Source organism: Alicyclobacillus sp. ALC3 (genome assembly GCF_028751195.1).
Classification (GTDB): Bacteria; Bacillota; Bacilli; order Alicyclobacillales; family Alicyclobacillaceae; genus Alicyclobacillus_L.
Genome location: NZ_CP066784.1, coordinates 4,273,165 through 4,293,158 on the forward strand (window position 1 = coordinate 4,273,165; position 19,994 = coordinate 4,293,158).

The window sequence follows — 19,994 nt, forward strand, 5'->3', positions numbered from 1 at the left end:
GACAAATCAGAAAACAGAGGCGGTCAGGGATAGCCCCTGACCGCCTCGCAGGAGTACCTAGCTCTGATAGATTTGATTTCCTGATTTACGGAATTCTTCGGCTTTCTCATCCATCCCCAGGTGAATCGCCGATTCCGTATCAAGTCCCTTTTCCCTTGCGAACTCTCGAATGTCTTGCGTGATGCGCATACTACAGAACTTAGGTCCACACATGGAACAAAAGTGTGCAGTCTTTGCAGGTTCTGCTGGCAAGGTTTGATCGTGAAATGAGATGGCACGCTGCGGATCTAGGGAGAGATTGAACTGGTCGCGCCAGCGAAATTCAAACCGGGCTTTCGACAAGGCGTTGTCGCGCTGTTGGGCGTTTGGATGCCCTTTCGCCAGGTCCGCCGCGTGCACAGCGATTTTATACGTAATCACCCCTTCTTTGACATCATCCCGATTCGGTAAGCCTAGGTGTTCCTTTGGCGTGACATAGCACAACATAGCGGTACCAAACCATCCAATCATGGCTGCTCCGATAGCCGACGTAATGTGGTCATATCCCGGAGCAATATCCGTTGTCAGGGGCCCGAGAGTATAAAAGGGGGCTTCATGACACACTGCCAACTGTCGATCTACGTTTTCCTTGATTTTGTGCATCGGAACGTGTCCTGGACCCTCAATCATCACCTGTACATCGTGTTTCCAGGCGATTTTTGTTAATTCACCGAGGGTATCCAGCTCGGCAAATTGCGCCTCGTCATTCGCGTCGGCAATGGATCCGGGACGAAGACCGTCACCGAGAGAAAAGGCAACATCGTAGGTTTTCATAATTTCGCAAATTTCCTCGAAGTGAGTATACAGGAAGTTTTCCTGGTGGTGTGCCAGACACCAGGCAGCGAGTATGGAGCCGCCCCGTGAGACAATTCCGGTTACACGTTTTGCCGTCAGAGGAATGTAGCGCAACAGGACCCCGGCATGAATCGTGAAATAGTCGACGCCTTGCTCAGCTTGTTCAATCAGAGTGTCACGGTAGATTTCCCAAGTCAAAGCCTCGGCTTCTCCGCCTACTTTTTCAAGTGCTTGATAAATAGGAACAGTTCCAATTGGAACAGGGGAATTCCGGATGATCCACTCGCGCGTGGTATGGATGTTTTTCCCGGTGGATAGGTCCATCACCGTGTCGGCACCCCAAAGCGTTGCCCACCTCATTTTATTGACTTCTTCCTCAATCGACGACGCGACCGCTGAATTCCCGATGTTGGCATTGATTTTGACGTGAAAATTACGGCCAATAATCATCGGTTCACTCTCTGGGTGATTGATGTTAGATGGAATAATGGCGCGCCCTTCGGCGACCTCCTTGCGGACAAACTCGGCGTCCATACCCTCCCGAATCGCAATAAATTTCATTTCCGACGTGAGAATGCCACGCCTTGCATAGTGCATTTGTGTGACATTCTGACCTGCTCTTGCCCGCAGGGGTTTCCTCACTAATCCTGGGAATACCTCAGCATTGGCATTCCCTTGGCCAGCAGGCAGACCGTTATCGATGGGGAGAATTTGACGGCCCTCATAGGACTCCACATCGCCTCGATTAAGAATCCATCTCTGTCGAAGGGGTGGTAAGCCACGATGGATATCCACGGCAGCATCTAAATCGGTGTATATCCCGCTGGTATCATAGACGCGAACAGGTTCATTTACTTGGTCGCCAAAACGCCCAGTCGTGGGGGACAGGTGAATCTCACGCATCGGGACCTGGATATCCGGTTGCGAACCTTGCAAGTATACCTTCTTACTGTTCGGAAAATATTCGCTGTCGTTGTGGATACTTGGAATCGTTGTGGACATGTTTTGACCTCCTTCGGTCTCGCACCGGACCGTGAGGGGAAAGTCGACCATCAAAAAGACCGCCGGAGAGTGCTCGCGGCGGACTGCACATAAACAAACGGAATGTGCGACAATCCCTACGCTGGCATTATCCAGATCAGGTTGACGGTCGGCGAATTCATTCACCCTCTCAGCCCGGTTTACCGAGCTCCCGTTGAATTTGTTGGATCGTAGTTCCAAGGTATCACGGATACAGGATTTCTACAATGATGAATCTGGAAAGGCGTGTTTCGACCTAGTCCGTGTCCGAGTAGTGGGGGAAATCACCTATGAACATAAACCCTGATTCTCGCGGCCACCGAACAAGAGCGATCGCAAACACGGTGGTTCAATCGTAATTGAACTTAAAATGACACTATTTCAGAAGGAAACTCCGATTGTGACTACAACCTCAACGTTGCCTGGAGTACAGATGAGTTGACTATACCCTCTATAAAATCAATCTACCCGTCGAACCAACTGTTGAATATAGGTCAAGGCAGAAAGAGACGGGTGGCATCTAATCTTCACGGCCATAGGAATATCAGGCTGAAGCTTTCGTCAGAGACATCTATGACTGGCAATAAAATGGTAAAACATAAAAATCTGTTCGGATTTCTATTCCCATTCCCAAGCCAGAGTTAGATTTCAAATGCGGACGGCGTATTAACGAAAGGCATTCCGGAGGCATAACTGTGCTGCTCCTCAGGGCAAAGATGATACCACCACTAACACGATCGATCCGTTGCCTATCCCTTCAGTCGTTGGAATTAAATCGTTAAAAATAGTTAGTGCAATGAAAACTCATAATTTAGGAATGCGCACTTGTTGCTTTGCCCCCAATTTTTTAAGAAACATTTCGGTTGGACACCATCCGGTTAAGTAAGACACAATCAGCATGGTAGCGGGCAACCCACCGATGAGAACCAAATACTTATTGACCAATAAACCTAATAAAATGGATATCCAGAAAAAAAGCCCCGCCAATAAACGGATGGTAGATCCCTTTCCGCTGCATACGTACATCCAATTTTCTCCTTTCAGCCACAAATTTATCCCGGATTTCGACGATTGTGTCCTCGTGCACCGACCTGAATAATTGAAAAGGCGCTCCCCGTAAGGCTAAGATGAGTTTGACTAGAACCACATCGTTTGCCAGAAAGGAGCACCTTTTGGGTGAAACAATCTAATCATACACGAAGTCAGTTCGCTCGGAAAAGCTCTACAATACATACTCGCTACGATCTGAATGCCGCCACCTCCTTTGGCGGTGCAACTGGTCTCATAGATTTCGTTTTGGGAACGGGGATTGACAGGGAATTTTGGGTACATGAATTACGCAAGGGCAGAAACACCCAGTTCCACATGGATGACATGGCTCTGACCATCATACTTGGTTCCTTGCTGGGTCAGGAACGGATTTTCCACTTTGAGGACATCGAACAAGATCCCCTGTTGAAGCTGAAGTTGAATCTACCGAAGCTACCCGATACGACACTGCTGTATAAGGACCTGAAACGGCTCGGTTCCGACACTGGCATCAAAGCGATACGTTCGGCGCATAGACAAATCTTAAAGTCACTTCTCCCCAAAGGACAAGGCATCGTGGTCGATATCGACTCCTCTGTAGAGACGGTTTATGGTGCGCAGCAACAGTCCGCTGTTGGATATAATCCACACCATCACGGACGAGCGAGTTTCCATCCCTTGCTAGCGTTTGATTCACTCACTGGTTGTTGTCTCTATGATGAGTTGCGCTCTGGTGACGCCCATACATCAGATGGATTTGCGGATTTCTACCAGGCGATGAAAGACCAGTTGCCGGATGGCGTCGACATTCGTGCTGTCCGCATGGATAAAGGGTTTACCGGAGAAAAAGTGTTTCAGACATTGGAGCAAGACCAGCGGGATTACGTCATCAAACTGAAGTGGACCAAGCGACTCGCACAGTTGGCGCAAGCGCCAAATCTCCTCTGGCACTGCATCACAGAGAGTGACCGGGAACATTGTGACGTGACTTCCATCATGTATCAGGCAACCTCCTGGGACAAGCCTCGTCGGGTCGTGATTGTGCGTCGCTTAGACATTGACCCCCAGGAGTGCCTGTGTGCGGATTGGCTCTGGGAATACGAGGCGATTGCCACAACGTTTGACTGGAGTGGCGAGGATGTATGGCACTTCTATAACTTTCGTGGTAACGCTGAGAATCACATCAAGGAAGCCAAATATGGATTCGCCATTGACCAATTCTCCAGCCAAAATTTCGACGCCAACAAAGCGCTACAAGGTCTAAAGCTACTTGCGTATAATCTACTCCTGCTGTACAAGCACGTCGCGCTTCAACCAGGTGTGCGGCAGTGGACCGCCGGACGGCTCAGACGAAGACTATTCCATCTACCTGGGATTCTGGTACGTCATGCACGCCAGTGGAGCATTCGTCTTCCCGTGTATGCAAAGCATCGGTCGTTGCTCATGCTTCATGCCGCCACGTAGACTTTTCTTCCAACTGAAAAAGTGGAGTTCATAGCCTGGCTTGGGGAGGGGGGAATTGTGTCCATTGCTCTAGTTCCGTACCATGATTTCGACGTGATCGCTAACAAATCCACCAAATACTTGAAAGCATGCTCCGGTCAATGACCTCAATCACCTAATCGTCGAAATCCGGGTTTATTATTTGTGCAGGTCAAATAATAAACAAACAAACGTCAATTCATCTCCAGTTACACGCGCAGATTCTTTATGTTTAATCGCCAGCAATTTATTTATAAACGAATGGCGCTATGCTCTGCAAGGGATTTTCGCCCCTTCGCGATAACTAGAAATGAGTGGATCCTGTTTTTCAACCCAAGTGAAAATCCGTGTCCGATTTCAACCGATGTTGGATATTTCCGAATAGGTTATGAGCCATTATGTGAATCGGAAGTGTGCCTTATTCTTGGGAACTCGGCTAAGCTCGATTTTTCGCCTCGGGGTTTTTAGACAACTCTAATGCAGAATCAGTTCAGTCAATGATACCATACTACGAATAATGTTTTCTCTCACACATGGTATTTCATTGCAAGGAAGACAAAAAATGCTTTCTTGAAACTGAGGGACAATTTAGTTGTTCTATATTATCTCTGTACACCTAGAGACAAACAATTTCAACATCTGTTAAAGCCGCTATCTATGTTCCCGAATTTGTCGTATGTGGCTCTTAGCACATACTGTGCCCCGCATGGATTGCACTTGATGCTAATTTTGAATCTACGGTGGCGTTGAATTGCTTGACCGTCATCATCTCTATGTTGCGCTTCCATCTCTCTAAACACTCCCCTTAGATCCCCGAAAAGATGTGTACGTAAAATGCAAATAAATTTCGGTCGAGTATCCGGGGTTGCCATTACGGTGTTGTTGCTTCAGGTATCGGGACACAATTTGCATTCAAGTCGTGGATTTGCAGAAGCCTCTTCTTTCACATTCATAATGAGTGTAGGGATTGGACTTATCGGTACGTTCTTGACGGTATCGCGGCTTCTGATGAAGTCAAGGATACTGGCTGCGGCTCCGAAGTCTAAGAGGCGCTACGATTAATGAATGACCTGTGATGGGGAGAATCTCATTTCTTGTAGTTGTGTTCTAGAAGTTAAAGGAAAGAAAATGGGCCTAACATGTTTTTTATTACGCGGCGACCTGTGAAAAATAATAGGAATATATTATCTTCTCGCGTACGTTGGGTGATCATGGGCAGGGATACCATTATTTTTGGGTCCAACTGACAGACGCAGTACTAAATTTTTTACGAACAATCTGGGAAACCCAATGGAGATTCTCTGGGATGACGATTAAATTTTGGTGAGCGATTGGAAAGGCACTGAGTGATAAGGGCGCCGACCGATTGAAGGAAGCTTTAAAGCTTGATGGCGTTAAATCATGCAAATAAAACTATTGACTTGCCAGGTGTATGACGGTCACGATTCTACTCAAATTTCGAATTAGGTTTTTGGTCTTCTTGGCGTTCTCTATCCTCATGACCGTCCGGGTCTCTCTTGTTTCCACCGAGTATTACTCTGACGGCCGTGACCCATATTGTACCAATTAGCATTATGGCAATCATTCCACCCGTTGTCGTGGGTCACGCCCCCTTTCCATGTGTAAACGAATAATAATTTTTGCCTTTTGTCCCGAATGTAAAATTTGAGTTCTTGGAGGGTTCTATTCGCAAATAAGCGGAAGAGAATCTATTTTTTTCTCCGGAATAAGGTAAGCAAGAGATACTTGAGCACGCATGCCACAAATAAACCGTATGTGAGAATTTGCTCGGAATTGCTAAAAAGTCGAAAAAGAATGCCAATAGCAGGCAGGCGTTGGGTATACGCCTTTCAATCAATCCACCGATTGCGGTGAAGACGAGCCCTATGGTTAGTAACACGGAGGCTATAGCCAGCGACAAGGAACCACCTCTTGCATCAGCAAGTTTGACCGACAAACGAATGTGCAGAAAAACATTCAGACATGACTGTAGAAATATTCGGGCCAGTTAAGGGGGCGCGCGCCCCCTAACCCTCGTGGTAAACCAACCAGATTGAGGGTCTATATATGTATTCGAGCCGAATGGAAATCATACGAGGGTCATACCAAAATTGGGTAGAGCACTTTTCGAGTTGATTGCATCATGAGCCACCGTGAAAGTCAAGATGGACCGGGTCAGTCTGACATTGAATGTTAGACAGATTACGCCGGAATAGTAGGAGAAGTTACATTTGATCGATGTCAACCGGTGCCATTGAACGCTTCCTAGACATGGCATTTATGATTTTTCTCTATGAAATAGTAAATACCGAACACGATTCGAGGGCCAAACCCACTACATGGATCACGATGCCGCTCATAAATCGTCTTTTGCGAATTTTTCAGCCGATATAGGTGTACTAAACAAAAAAACTGGATATTCATCACAGTTTTCTTGTTCCAACATAAACAAAAGATCCATATGTTCCACTCCTTTGGAGGGGTTCGCCCTTGACTCTGACTACAGAGTGGTGGTATGGGCGCCACACTACTCCATGAAAACGTCCACGCGACGTAGTGGCGCGAACGGATGGTAGTGGAAATACAGTTATGCAGTACAGTTATGCAGTACAGTTACGATGCTTGGGGTAACATCCTGCGTTCATCGGGAACCTTGGCAAAACCAATCCGGATCTATCTGCGGGATATCGATGGGACAGTGCAATTGGGGTGTACTATTTCAATGCGCCGTACTACGCGCCAATGCGGTTTATTAGCAAGGCTCCTATGACCAACGTATGCTGACGATAACTCTATCATGAGAGTTAATCCAAGCGGCGAAATGCCACAGTGTCTGGTTGCGACGCTATTCGTCGCGTCGATTGCCCTCGACGTCATAGACGATGGGTTTAACGGTTGACTTCGGGATGGTGTTGCCAGGAACGTTATGATTGCAAAAAGAGTGGTGAAAGCCCAGAAGACGTAGCCCTCGCGTCTACCGCAAGTTGTCGGGTCATTCCGATGGTAAGTGAGGTTACAAGGGTAAAGTGGAGGAACCCAATAAGGGATGTAGTACGTTCACAAATCTTAAGAGAGATTTAGGTTCACCAGGAAGGTACCCAGTGGCCTCATATTCTTGAGCAGAGTCGGTAATTCCGCCACAACATCCGAATATCGCAAATTGATTGGACGAATCTCTTTAAAAATGGCCACTCCGTTCGGGGTGGCCATCGACAAGGGTCAGGGTTGAGAAGCATACTCAGACTCTTCCTGAGTTGAATTTTCACCACGTCACACCTTACTAACGTCGACATAGAGGTCATATTGGGCCGGTGAGCCACCGATAATGTCGGCGTAACTTGCGTGCTGGATTTCGGGGTCTAGCGGCAACAGATTATTGACGGAGAACCCTTCGTTGCGTCCCTTTGCCAACCCGATTTCCTCGTGCAGGGGTTGGTTCAAGTCAAACGGTGTCCAGTTGTAACTCTTCGGAGGCTTGACAATTCTTCCGTCAATCCAATACGACTTACCGCCGTACTGTGTATGGCCGTAGTTGTAGGCGGCACCAACGACGCCGGGTTTTATCATCTCCGTGACCAAGACTTCTCCAATCACTTCGTAATTCGCAGCTTTAATACGGACCTTGTCACCCGTCTTTAAACCTCGGCGTGCTGCATCGATGGAGTTCATCCACAGGTAGTTTTCATCTCTCACCTCACGCAACCAGGCGTCTGCCATGGTTCTATGGGAACCGAAATTGCGTGCCTTCCAGTTAATCATTTTCAGTGGGTAGGTCGCTTTGATTGGTTGTCCGAGATATCCGCTGACAGGTTCGAGCCTTGGAAGTCCGTCAAAGAAGGAACCGTCCGCGGAGTTTTTCATACCCGCGACTTTGTCTGCATAGAACTTGACCTGATGTCCCCATTGATGGTTGAGGTACTGGCCCTTATAAGCGTTGTCCAGGGACTCGAAACGACCACCACGATTCAGCACGTAGACGACCTTGCGCCACTCGTTCTGTGCAACCGCTTGTTTCAACGTATTTACGTCAAAATACTTGCCAAGGGCCTTTTTGCGCGCGGTCGTAAACAAGGCGATCTCGTTGCTGGACGCATCCGGAACCGGCTTGCCATCGAAGGCAATGTTTACGACCCGCTTAAGATAAAAGTCCTCCGCACGATTCAGACTTTCGCCACCGACAAACGCATTGACTCCTACCCCAGGCCAATTCATGCGCTTGGCCAGTTCAATATATACATCGTCAATCGATTTTGCGTTCGGAACAATGCGGGTTACAGGCTGAATGACGGAACTTACCTTCGTAGGAAAGTTTTCGAAAATGTTCTCGGCACCCCATCGTTCGAGATAGGCCAAATCAGGAAGGATATAGTCGGCTAAGGCGGTGGTTTCACCCATGACAATGTCGGATACCACCAGCAATGGAACCACTTTTGGGTCCTTCAGTAATTTTTCCTGTAGTGCCCCATTGGGAAAGGACAGGACCGGTGACATGCGACTGATGAACAAGGCCTTGATGGGATATGGATAACCCATTTCCGCACTCGGCAAGACGTCGTAGCTCGTATTCCCGGCCGCTGGAGACCAGCGTCGTCTCGCCGGATAACCGTCTTTCTTAAAGTAGGTGGTTTTCTCATAGGGGACTTGATGACGGTCAATGGGGATCCCCCATGCTTCATTGGCGTGCGGTACACTCATCAAGTCGTAATGTCCAGTAAAGTCACTGAAATGACTTCCACCCGTGAGGGATCCGCCTTTGTAATCGGCGTTGCCAATCAGGTGGTTCAAAACATTGATGGCTCGTACGGCGTAAAAGCCATTGGCGTGTTGGGCTGGACCCCGGTACATCATGATGGCAGCTTTTTTTCCGTGCGACGTGAATTCCTTGGCCAGGGCCTGAATTTGGTTCACAGGGACTTGCGACAACGCAGAGTACTGGGCAATCGACTTTTCCATCACGCGTTGCTTGAACATCGTAAACACACTCTGAACGTGTTTTCCACCGAGAGTCGTATCTACCTCGAGGTTCCCTGAGGTAGCCTTGGACGCAAGAGCCGGCGTGCCCCCTTGCAAAACGACGGGTTCCTCAGTATCTGCGAGTCCTACGTCTTTGGCTGTCAGCAGTGGATAACCTTTGACTGACAAGTCTACGAGGTAAGTCGCATCACTCCACGTTGGTTCACTGGCAGCCTTGGCTGCCTCTTGATTCGGGTTGCGCAGATAGGCTTCATCGTACAGGCGATTCTCCACAATATAGCGGGCCATGCCGAGGGCCAAAGCGATGTCTTGACCGGGCTCAATCGGGATCCACCAATCGGCCTTTTCTGTTGTTTTGCTCATCCTTGGTTCAATCACGGCCATTTTCATGCCTCGCGCCAAAGCGTTCGTAATTGTCGGCGCCACGTAAGTGGGCGCTTTCCCTGCGACCAACGGATCGGTACCCCAAACAATCAGGAACTCCGTGTTCGCAATATCCGCTTGCACCCGTTTCTTTGCTTTCTTCTTGCCGTTCACCATGACGACTTCGTACGACTGCACAGTTCCTGTACCTGTGCTAACACCGCAGACGCCAGAGTGGTCGTAAATGTTCAGGCTGCCAACCTGATTGGTGTAAAAACGGGTCGCGAAGTCACGGCGGTCACCGCTGAAACCGACGATCTGATTGGCCTTCGGTCCGGCATCCGGGTGCTTGGTATCAATCAAAACCTTCTTGTACTTGGCATCAAAGTCGGCGAATGACATTTCCTTGTTCTTTACCTTGGCAAAATCAGCCATGACTTGTTCTTTCGGCACATAGGCCCAGAGGTCACGTAACCCAGGCGTCCCAAGTTTACTGTTACCTTCAATGATATCCTGAAAAACCTGATTCCAGGTGACCGTTTCGAAACGTCCGCTCCCTCTCGGCCCGACACGACGCAATGGGTTTTGAATACGATAGGTGTCGTAGACCGTCTGAATTCCGGCCTGTCCCTTTAGGCATGTACGTCCGCCTCGTAGGCCACGTCCGAGGACGGCCATTTCAGCCGTCGTCAAGCCTTGGATAACTCGGGTGGGTGCGGCATTATAGGGTACTTGACCATAGGGCACGGTATTCAAGGGACTGTAGGCATTCCCGGCGATTTTACGAACGATGGACGAATAGGGGGCCTTCGGATCACCGGGAACCATCAAAGCGCGAATCGTGCAACTCGAATTACACTGTTGACAAGTGGTATAGAGAACATCGGTTGCGTCATAGTTCTGGTCGTCGCCATCAATTCCGTGCGGGGTGTCCGCCCAAGCATCGCCTATCAGCTGATGAAAGGGACCGAGAAAGGCAGGGGCCACAATTCCCACGCCAACTACGGCCGATGCGACTTTGAGAAACTGACGCCGGGATATCCCCTGTTTGTTGTTCCCGGGTTGGTTTTGCGTATCGTCGCGCGGTTCGTCAGACATGCTTCACACCTCCGTCTATGTCGTCGTTGTATTGGTCAATCGGCAACAATTTTTCCCCCAAGGTATAAAGGATCAAACACATCGCAATCAGACCAAAACTTGTAATCCATTCCGATAGGGTTGGGAAGTACTGACCTTCAGGCAACCCTGGCATCACAGGAATAATCTGCATGGGCACAACCATGTTGAAACGTACGCCAACGACGCCGAGGATAGTGGCAATGGAAGCAACGAGAATCCAGCGAACGGATTTACGCGTCGGCAGCGATAGCAATGCGAGCGGAATAAACATCGCCAATCCCAACTGGAAGCCCCAAAACGTCCACCAGTACGGGCCTGTCATGAGTAGGTGTAAAGTCGCCATTTCGTCCGTTTTCAAGCTGTACCAACCAATTAGAATTTCGTACCATTCCAAACCTAGTTCAACGAACAGGAACAAAATTAAAAGAGAGCCTAGTGAACGAACCATGGGCACATCATCGGGTCGCTGAAAAACCCGGTTTTTAATGACGTAGATGGCAATGGATAGTGCCGTACCCGAAACGAGAGCAGACAGGATGAAGATGATCGGAAAGACTCCGGTATTCTGGAACGGACGGGCTTTCAGCACGGCAAAGATGGAACCTGTACCTCCGTGTACGCCGAAAACCGCCAATGGGATGCCTAGCATACCCAGGACCTGAAGGACAGTGCGATCGCGTTTTTCCGCCAATGCCGACAAATCCACGTATCCGAACGTGATCCATCGGTACCAGCGAGCAGATGCTTTGTCGCTTTGGCTCAGCTTCACCAAGTCAGGTCGCATCGAAAAGTAGAGTTCCGTCACCAATAACAGAATGTAAAGGATGTAAAAGTGGATTTCCCAAGCCATGGTGCTCGTTACATTCCAGTAGAAAATGGAGTTGAACACATGATCGGGTCGTCCAATGTCTAGGAAAATGAACGTGATCGCCGTGATCATGGAAACAATGGCCGACAACAAGGCTGAGCGCCCGATGCGTTCGTATTGATGCATGCCAAAGCCGTATATCAAGGTAGAGAGGAGAAACGAACCAGCGCTCATGCCAATGAAATAAATGTAGAATGCAACCCATTCTCCCCACGGGACGACGTTCGTCAGGTTCGTTGAGACCATGCCTTCAAGGAAATACCCTTTCACTAAGGAAACCATACCGACGACAAACACAATGGCAAGGGATACCCACCAGATGCGTTCCAATCTCTGTAGACGGTGTTTTTCCGGCGTCTGCGGAAGCAGATAACTTCCTGTCTTGACCATGGTGCCACTCCTTTCGTTGCAATGAATCATGCCAGGGGCTACAGCAGATAGATGACCCGTGGATCAGTGCCAAGTTCTTCCCGAAGGCGGAACGCACGCGGACTGGCTGCTAACTTAGAAACCTCGCTGTTCGGGTCGCTGAGGTCTCCGAAGTAGCGTGCATCACCGATGCAGGTTTCCACACAGGCTGGTTCTTCGCCGCGCTCGAGACGATGCATGCAGAACGTGCATTTACGAACCGTACCAATGGGCACCTTGCCAGGCTTACGACTGCCGCGGTTCACTCCGTAATCCGCGCCTTGAATCTCGCTGTAACCTTCCATTTCTTGGTCGTAACTCAATCCGAAATCAAAGGAACGGGCCCCATACGGACAAGCCACTTCACAATACCGACAACCAATACAGCGGTCATAGTCAATGGCGACAATCCCATTGTCTAACTTGTAGGAGGCCCGAACAGGACACACTTGGACGCAGGGAGCCTTGTCGCACTGCATGCAAGGTCGAGGCAGGTTGGTGTTCTTGACGTTTGGGAATGTTCCCGTAGTCTGCTCAATTACGACGTTGTAACTCACACCGGGGGGTGTGCGATTTTCTGCCTTACAGGAAACCGTACAGGTGTCGCACCCGACACACTTTGCTAAGTCGATGACCATAGCCCATTTCTTTCCGCCAAACGCCCGGCTCTTGGGGTCATTTTGCGGTTTGGGGCTTTTCGCCAAGGGCTGAAACTGAACCCCAAATTCCGCTTCTACGGCTTCCTTGTATCGTTCGTAAAACTGCTCTTCCGTCAGACTGCCCTGCATAATCTGCTTGGCGTCCGTTGCCATCGCCAGCCCCAAATCCGTGCTGTATTCCACGGAATCGAGTATTACCTTGGGGTTTGGCACCTGCGATTCCATGACGCCATTCCACATTTCCTTGGAAGGTTTCACGGTGTCACCCCTATTCGCGTTTTGAAGTGGTATCGTCCTCTTCGAGGAGGTCACGGGTACTTTTTTTGAATTCTTTGATCGTCTTTCCAAACGCCTTTCCGATTTCAGGAAGTTTACTTGGCCCAAACAGAAGGAGTAGGGCAGCTAGGATAAGAATCAGGCCGGGCATTCCGACATTGGACAGCATAGTCCCACCTCACTAGTAAAATTGTGGAAAATACCTACATGGGTATCTGTTTATGGACTCTATGGTAATTACCAAGGAGGGTCTTCAATAGAGCATCAAGGACGGTTTTATAAAGCACGATAGACTACTTAAGGCCCATTCAGGCACCTAGACGTGCGTAGTATTCATAGACTATCCTGAGTAGTGAGAGTCTTTGTCCATGCATCCGTTTGACAGGTGTCTAATTAAGGGCTTGTGAATCAAGAAGAATGCAGCGAAATGTTCGCGCGTTCAGTGTTAAAGGGCAAGGGCAACTATAAAACGTTTAAACAATTGATTTTCAGTGAGGGATGACTCATTTTCGACCAGCGAGAACCATTGATGATCTTTGATTTTGTTGATAATCCTAGTCGTCTCATATTTTCAAACCCGATCAAGCTAATTTTGGCAGACTCTGTAAACCAAGTGGTCTCAGCCATTCGTGAAGTGGAGCGTTTCGTGAGCCATGGCTACTATGCTGCCGGATATCTTTCGTATGAATCAGCTCCTGCCTTCGATCCGGCTATGGTAGTCTCTTCAAGGCACTCGCTACCTCTCGTATGGTTTGGTATTTTCAAAAGTCCTTCCAATGAGGCTCGACCTTATTCGGCTGCGACATTTGGTTTCGAGACATGGAGGTCTACTATCAGCCAGGAAACCTATAGCAATGCTATTTCACGAATCAGGAATGGCATCTCCCGTGGGCAAACCTATCAAGTCAACTACACCATGAGACTACGGTCTCGGTTTTCGGGTGACGACCTGGGAGCTTATCACCATTTGTTGCAAGCCCAACGAGCGGGTTATTCGGCGTACTTAAATATCGGCCGTTATTCGATTCTCTCCTTTTCCCCAGAACTCTTTTTTCGTTTGCAGGATAGAAATATCGTGACCCGGCCGATGAAAGGAACGGGGAAACGGGGCAGGTGGCCAGAGGAGGATAAAGCCTATGCGATGTGGCTGCGCTCCTCAGAGAAGAATCAGGCTGAAAATGTCATGATTGTTGACTTGTTGCGAAACGACTTGAATCGGATCGCTGAGGTCGGCTCTGTCCATCTTCCTCGTCTCTTCGAAATTGAGAGCTATCCAACCATACATCAAATGACCTCCACGGTCTCTGCCAAGGTGCGACCCGGTACGTCTTTGACAGACGTATTTCAAGCTCTATTCCCGTGCGGCTCCATTACCGGTGCGCCAAAAATCAGTACGATGAAACTGATCTCGGAATTGGAAGAGGAACCAAGAGAGGTTTACTGTGGCACGATTGGTTTCATTCAACCGAATGGCCAGGCTGTGTTCAATGTAGCCATCCGCACCGTGATTCTCGATCAGGAGACTGGATTAGCCGAATATGGTACAGGAGGGGGAATTACTTGGGATTCTGTGGACACCGAAGAATACCATGAAGCGTTAACGAAGGCAGACTTTCTTGGAGTGGAATGCCCATCCTTCGAACTCTTGGAAACCATGAAGTTTGATGGAGAAAGTTTTATACTCCTAGAACGGCACCTGGAACGGTTGGTTAGGTCTGCGCAGTATTTTGGCATCATGGTCGACATGAACAGCATCTTGCAATCTTTACAGGAACACGCCGCACTGCACCAATCCAGAGCAAGGCGGGTTCGCGTACTGGTATCGCAAACAGGGGATGCACGTATCGAAAGCATTGTTCTTAACACTCTCTCCGAATATTCACTACCTGTATGTTTGGCGCAGACCCCCATCTCAAGTGAAAATAAATTTTTATATCACAAGACGACCTATCGCTCTATGTATGACCTCCATCGAGCGCAAAAGGGCAATGTATTTGACACTTTGCTGTGGAATGAATCTGGTGAAATCACCGAATTTACGAACGGAAACATTGTGGTGGAGATTGGGGGATTAAAGCTGACTCCGCCGATTCGAAGTGGCTTACTTCCGGGAACCTTCCGAGCGCAACTACTCGATGACGGTTACATTGAGGAAAGAGTATTAACCCGGCAGGACGTGGAAAGTGCTGAGAAAATGTGGTTCATCAATAGTGTTCGAGGATGGGTTCAGGTGCATTTAATCCATTAAAGTGCGAGCATTGCGGGAATAAATTCCCTGGGTGATAATGTGTTCCTTGTATGGTGGTCGTCATCAATATCTAAGACGGACGGGATAAGCCCAATTGGAGCCGCAGGTGACTTTACTCGGAAACTAGCTACACCGTTGTCCTAGTAATTGGATAAACAACGTCTACACTTGACCCGCCGTAGACGTTCTAACCCTCTCCAGAGAGATCTTGGAGACTGAGATTTTGGGATAGATAGGTTCTTCATTTTTATTCCCATACGTACAGAATCACCCAGCTATATGCAACGTGAGTGATGGAGAACTATCTATGTTGCCAGCCCATTATCTAGCTTGGGCAAATTAGAGTTCGATTCAAACTGTATGCAAGCAGAAGGAGACGTTTTACGAATTTTTGCGTTAATCTCCAGAATAACACCGCACATTGGTTCAGGAAGGTGTCGATATCTGTCAAAACTCACGCTTGCCTACCCACGTATACGAACAACATCTGCTTTGTATGTCGTGGAAAGTATTTGGTTTGGAAGTCGAGTTGGGTGACGAGAAGCCCGGATAGAACGACTCAAAGCCGGTGGTGGCCGATATCCATTATTAAGTCCTGTGTACCCGCGTTTGCCGTTCGGAGGGCTTTCGTAAACCATCGATCGTCATGTGTCACTGGGTCAATATACACTAACATCCATAAATTGGTATGATAGGAGTAGCAACCAGACATGACTACCTCGAGCCAACGTGAAAGTTGGTGGCTTTGAACACTCTCTTCTCAATTGGAGATAAGACTTGTATGATTAAATCGAATCATCTGTAAAGGGGGAATGGTGATGGCTGGAAGACAAGCTACTGGCACTGTATTCGTCAACACGTTTACGAACGGGGTACTTGATCCCGCAAAACCGATGTTGGGCCCGGTGCAGAACGGTGGACACATCGTCGCCAATACGACACCGGGGTGTTGGGGGCCAATGATCACACCTGCACTTCGTGGCGGCCACGAAGTAACACAACCCGTGTATGTGGAAGGTGCGGAGGTGGGGGATGCGATTGCAATACGGATCAAATCCATTGAGGTTACGTCCATCGCTACGGCATCCGGTAACGACCAAACCGTTGAGGGCAGTTTCTTGGGGGATCCGTATTGTGCAGGCAAGTGTCCCAAATGTGGAACGATGTACCCGGAGACACGCATTGAGGGCATCGGACAATCCGCCATACGCTGTACGAACTGCGGTGCGGATGCCACCCCATTCCGCTTCACGAATGGGTATACTATTGCTTTTGATCCCACTCGAACGCTTGGTGTGACCCTACCGCAGGAGGCTGCTGAAAACATCGCTCGAGATGGGCGCAACTATATGGCAACACCCCAAAATTCCGTCCAAAATCCGATTGTAACCTTTGCACCGCATGACATCGTTGGTGTTGTTGCAAGGCTCCGCCCTTTCCTAGGTCAAATCGGAACAACCCCAACACGACCGCTTCCAGACTCACACAACGCTGGTGATTTCGGATTCTTTCTCATCGGTGCCCCACATGAATATGCCGTGACGGCGGAAGAACTGAAGCAGGCGAAGACGGATGGTCACATGGATATCAGCCGAGTACGTGAAGGAGCCATTCTCATATGCCCAGTGAAGGTACCCGGCGGCGGCGTTTATGTGGGGGATATGCATGCACTGCAGGGGGATGGTGAGATTGCTGGCCACACGTGTGACGTGTCTGGCATTGTGAGCCTTCAGGTTCACGTCATCAAGGGGCTCAACATTGACGGCCCAATTCTCTTGCCGAACGAAGAGGACTTGCCGTATCTGGCCAAGCCACTGTCGGCAGCAGAGAAACGGTTAGCAACGGTCGAAGCCGCCAAATGGGGGCTGAAGCAAATTGAGGAGACAGCACCGGTATCGTTTGTTGGGACAGGCGAGACCCTGAATGTGGCTACTGATAATGCGCTAGAGCGTGCAGCAGACCTTCTCGAAATGACCGTTCCTGAGATGAAAAATCGAGCTACCATCACTGGTTCCATAGAGATTGGCAGGCATCCTGGTGTGGTAACGTCGACATTTTTAGCTCCGATAGACAAATTGGAGAAGCTCGGGATTTTGAAGTTTGTGCAAGAACAGTACCACGTATGACAAGTTATAGCTCTGCTTCAAGTTGATTCTGGTACGTATAGTATCCGGTCGCATGAAGCGCGACCGGGTGTTTGTTTTACGCCTGGTATGGGCCGTTTTTCTCGCGTGCGAGTCCGGAACGGGGGTTGGTGATGCACCTACCGTTTAGCTAAGCGCAAAGGTGTCCGCTGTGAGGCGGAATCTGCAGATGGAGGTAAACTCTCGATCCGAGGTATACGAATCGTATTTGAGGTTGTCACAGTCAGACGAGTTGCCAATACACAACACAGTCCCAAGTCGCAAGGGCTGTGGTAGTAGACTGCGGCGGGTGCATAAGAGGAAAGAGACTGCTCGGTTCTGGTGTAAAGATTACGAGCAAAAGTGATTGAGCCATCCATCATATTTACGGTTATGTTCAGGCTCGACCTGTCTTTTTCTTAACATGTATCGTTTCAAACTGCTAACTGTGCGCTTAAGGAAATATCGTGATCTTCTTGATGAATCGATAGTCTTGTTCAACAATGTTATTCAGGTATTTCGTTTGCCGAATTAAGGTTTCGTGCGGTAATACCATTTCGTCTTATAGTTGCTGTAGTGACGGAGGATACGTAGGATATTTATCGATGGTGACGACTCGCGGTGATTGATTATGTGGGGAACAAAATGTCTTTTTAAAGAATCGTTTTGCGACGAGGATATCTCGATTCGCAGGCAGAATGAATTCGATGGTTTGACCCTTGGAGCCCACGGCCCTATAGAGATATTTCCAATGTCCTTTCACTTCAACATAGGTTTTGTTAACCTTGTACGAATCAGTCGTAGGCTTCAAAAAACGGGGAATTCGCTTCTCAAATTCGGGACTATATTGATGAACCCAGGGCATGATTATGGTATGAGTAACCTGAACTCCTCTGTCTTTTTGAAGTTGGACGATGTCCCGCAAACTTAAGCTGTATCGCCAAATACCATCGGACAACCATCAGGATAATATGAGCTTCGAAGTGCTTCCAGTTGAACGCATCCATAACATGCTAGCCTCATTCCACAATTTCATCCGGGAAAATACTAGCATTCCTAGCGTTTTGCACCACAACCTAATCTCTTCCCGAATGGTTGATCTCTTGTATCCAACTATATAACGACTCGGTGGACACCTTTTCTCTGGACTCATTGTCAACCTCAATATATCATGAAGTTAACAAAAAGAATTGAAGGATTTTTATACTTGCGTTGGAGGTGAACGGATGAGTTCAGTTTACAGGGAATTCTATGAAAAAAATCGTGAGTACTTATGGAATCCGTTTACGCAGATGAAAGAGTACCTGGCGGATGACCCCGTCATTATCGAGAACGCTGAAGGCAGGAAGTTGTTTGATGTGGAGGGACGGCAGTACTGGGATGGCGTATCTTCCGTATGGCTCAATGTGCATGGCCATCGCGTTCCAGAGTTGGATGAGGCGATTCGTGAACAGCTCGACAAGGTAGCCCATTCAACATTGCTTGGAATGGCCAATGTGCCGGTCATTTTACTGGCGGAACAACTGGTAAAAATCGCACCACCAGGACTCAAAAAGGTGTTTTACTCGGACTCCGGGGCAGAAGCCGTGGAGATTGCGCTCAAAATGGCGTTTCAGTACTGGCGAAACATTGGCATACCGGGCAAAGAGACATTCCTAACGATGAAAGAGGCCTACCACGGCGACACCATCGGGGCCGTCTCCGTTGGCGCCATCAACCTGTTCCATAGTACCTATACGCCTCTCTTGTTTCCATCCATAAAGATTCCTTATCCGAACGTTTATCGAAATCCATACGGTGTAAGTACGCATGAAGAGGTCATGGCCCGTTCCTTGTCGGAAGTCGAAGCCGTGATGGCGGAAAAGGCGGGGCAATTGGCGGCCGTTATTGTGGAGCCAGTACAGGGAGCTGGCGGAATGGTACCGATGCCCGAAGGATACCTTCGGGAACTTCGCCACCTTTGTGACAAGCACAACATTTTGCTGATTGTCGATGAGGTGGCAACTGGATTTGGACGTACCGGTAAGATGTTCGCTTGTGAACACGACGGAGTGACTCCGGACATCTTGACCATGGCCAAAGGGATCACGGGAGGATACTTGCCGATTGCCGCAACGCTTGCGACGAATAAAATCTATGACGCGTTCTATGCAGACTACGACGAACTGAAGACCCTGTATCACGGACACTCGTATACAGGTAATCAGTTGGGATGTGCCATCGCACTGGCGAACCTGAAACTATTCCGATCTCGCAACCTTATCACCCACGTTTCGCAACTGGCGGAACATGTGACGGACCGACTACACCAATTTCACGAGTTAACCCATGTTGGAGATGTCCGTCAAAAGGGGTTCATGATTGGTATTGAGTTGGTTGAGGACAAGATGAGCAAGCGACCCTATCCCTGGCAACAGAGGATAGGGGGCAAGGTGGCTCGACGTTGCAGGGAACTTGGCTTGCTGCTGCGTCCGTTAACCGACGTGGTCGTATTCATGCCCCCACTCGCCACCACGGCAGACGAACTGGATTCGATGCTGGACATTCTCTATCAGGCCATTTTCGACGTGACGGAAAGGTAGGGGAATCGA

The 19,994-nt window shown here is 48.9% G+C and carries 10 protein-coding genes and 1 riboswitch; of the genes, 4 read left to right on the forward strand and 6 right to left on the reverse strand.

Annotated features, from left to right (window positions below; translation table 11 throughout):
- Positions 1-57: 57 nt before the first annotated feature.
- Complete coding sequence (thiC, locus tag JC200_RS19890; protein WP_274433442.1) at positions 58-1,836, reverse strand: phosphomethylpyrimidine synthase ThiC; 1,779 nt, start codon at positions 1,834-1,836, stop codon at positions 58-60.
- Positions 1,837-1,931: 95 nt separating this feature from the next.
- Positions 1,932-2,040, reverse strand: a riboswitch (TPP riboswitch).
- Positions 2,041-3,030: 990 nt separating this feature from the next.
- Between thiC and JC200_RS19895 the strand changes: the two genes are divergently transcribed.
- Positions 3,031-4,347 (forward strand): IS1380 family transposase, encoded by a 1,317-nt coding sequence (locus tag JC200_RS19895; protein ID WP_274433443.1) that lies wholly within the window; start codon positions 3,031-3,033, stop codon positions 4,345-4,347.
- 3,288 nt (positions 4,348-7,635) lie between these two features.
- Here the strand turns inward: JC200_RS19895 and JC200_RS19900 are convergent.
- From JC200_RS19900 to tatA, 4 genes are read right to left on the reverse strand one after another with little or no spacing between them, the layout of a single operon-like run.
- Positions 7,636-10,800: a molybdopterin-dependent oxidoreductase gene (locus JC200_RS19900; RefSeq protein ID WP_274433444.1), complete on the reverse strand. Its 3,165-nt coding sequence runs from the start codon at positions 10,798-10,800 to the stop codon at positions 7,636-7,638.
- Positions 10,793-12,079, reverse strand: coding sequence for an NrfD/PsrC family molybdoenzyme membrane anchor subunit (gene nrfD, locus JC200_RS19905; protein WP_274433445.1), 1,287 nt, complete (start codon positions 12,077-12,079; stop codon positions 10,793-10,795). The genes JC200_RS19900 and nrfD overlap by 8 nt, the downstream gene beginning before the upstream one ends.
- Positions 12,080-12,117: 38 nt before the next feature.
- Positions 12,118-13,014 (reverse strand): 4Fe-4S ferredoxin N-terminal domain-containing protein, encoded by an 897-nt coding sequence (locus tag JC200_RS19910; protein ID WP_274433446.1) that lies wholly within the window; start codon positions 13,012-13,014, stop codon positions 12,118-12,120.
- A gap of 10 nt (positions 13,015-13,024) precedes the next feature.
- Positions 13,025-13,201 (reverse strand): twin-arginine translocase TatA/TatE family subunit, encoded by a 177-nt coding sequence (gene tatA, locus JC200_RS19915; RefSeq protein ID WP_274433447.1) that lies wholly within the window; start codon positions 13,199-13,201, stop codon positions 13,025-13,027.
- Between the two features lie 360 nt (positions 13,202-13,561).
- On the opposite strand from tatA, the gene pabB reads away from it, so the two are divergent.
- Both pabB and JC200_RS19925 read left to right on the forward strand, forming a co-directional pair.
- Positions 13,562-15,280: an aminodeoxychorismate synthase component I gene (gene pabB / locus JC200_RS19920; RefSeq protein ID WP_274433448.1), complete on the forward strand. Its 1,719-nt coding sequence runs from the start codon at positions 13,562-13,564 to the stop codon at positions 15,278-15,280.
- Between the two features lie 818 nt (positions 15,281-16,098).
- Positions 16,099-17,406 (forward strand): acetamidase/formamidase family protein, encoded by a 1,308-nt coding sequence (locus JC200_RS19925; RefSeq protein ID WP_274433449.1) that lies wholly within the window; start codon positions 16,099-16,101, stop codon positions 17,404-17,406.
- 559 nt (positions 17,407-17,965) lie between these two features.
- Here the strand turns inward: JC200_RS19925 and JC200_RS24540 are convergent.
- On the reverse strand, positions 17,966-18,361 hold the full coding sequence (locus JC200_RS24540) for an IS6 family transposase (protein ID WP_443111843.1): 396 nt from the start codon (positions 18,359-18,361) through the stop codon (positions 17,966-17,968).
- A gap of 268 nt (positions 18,362-18,629) precedes the next feature.
- On the opposite strand from JC200_RS24540, the gene bioA reads away from it, so the two are divergent.
- On the forward strand, positions 18,630-19,985 hold the full coding sequence (gene bioA, locus JC200_RS19930) for an adenosylmethionine--8-amino-7-oxononanoate transaminase (RefSeq protein WP_274433450.1): 1,356 nt from the start codon (positions 18,630-18,632) through the stop codon (positions 19,983-19,985).
- Positions 19,986-19,994: the final 9 nt, after the last annotated feature.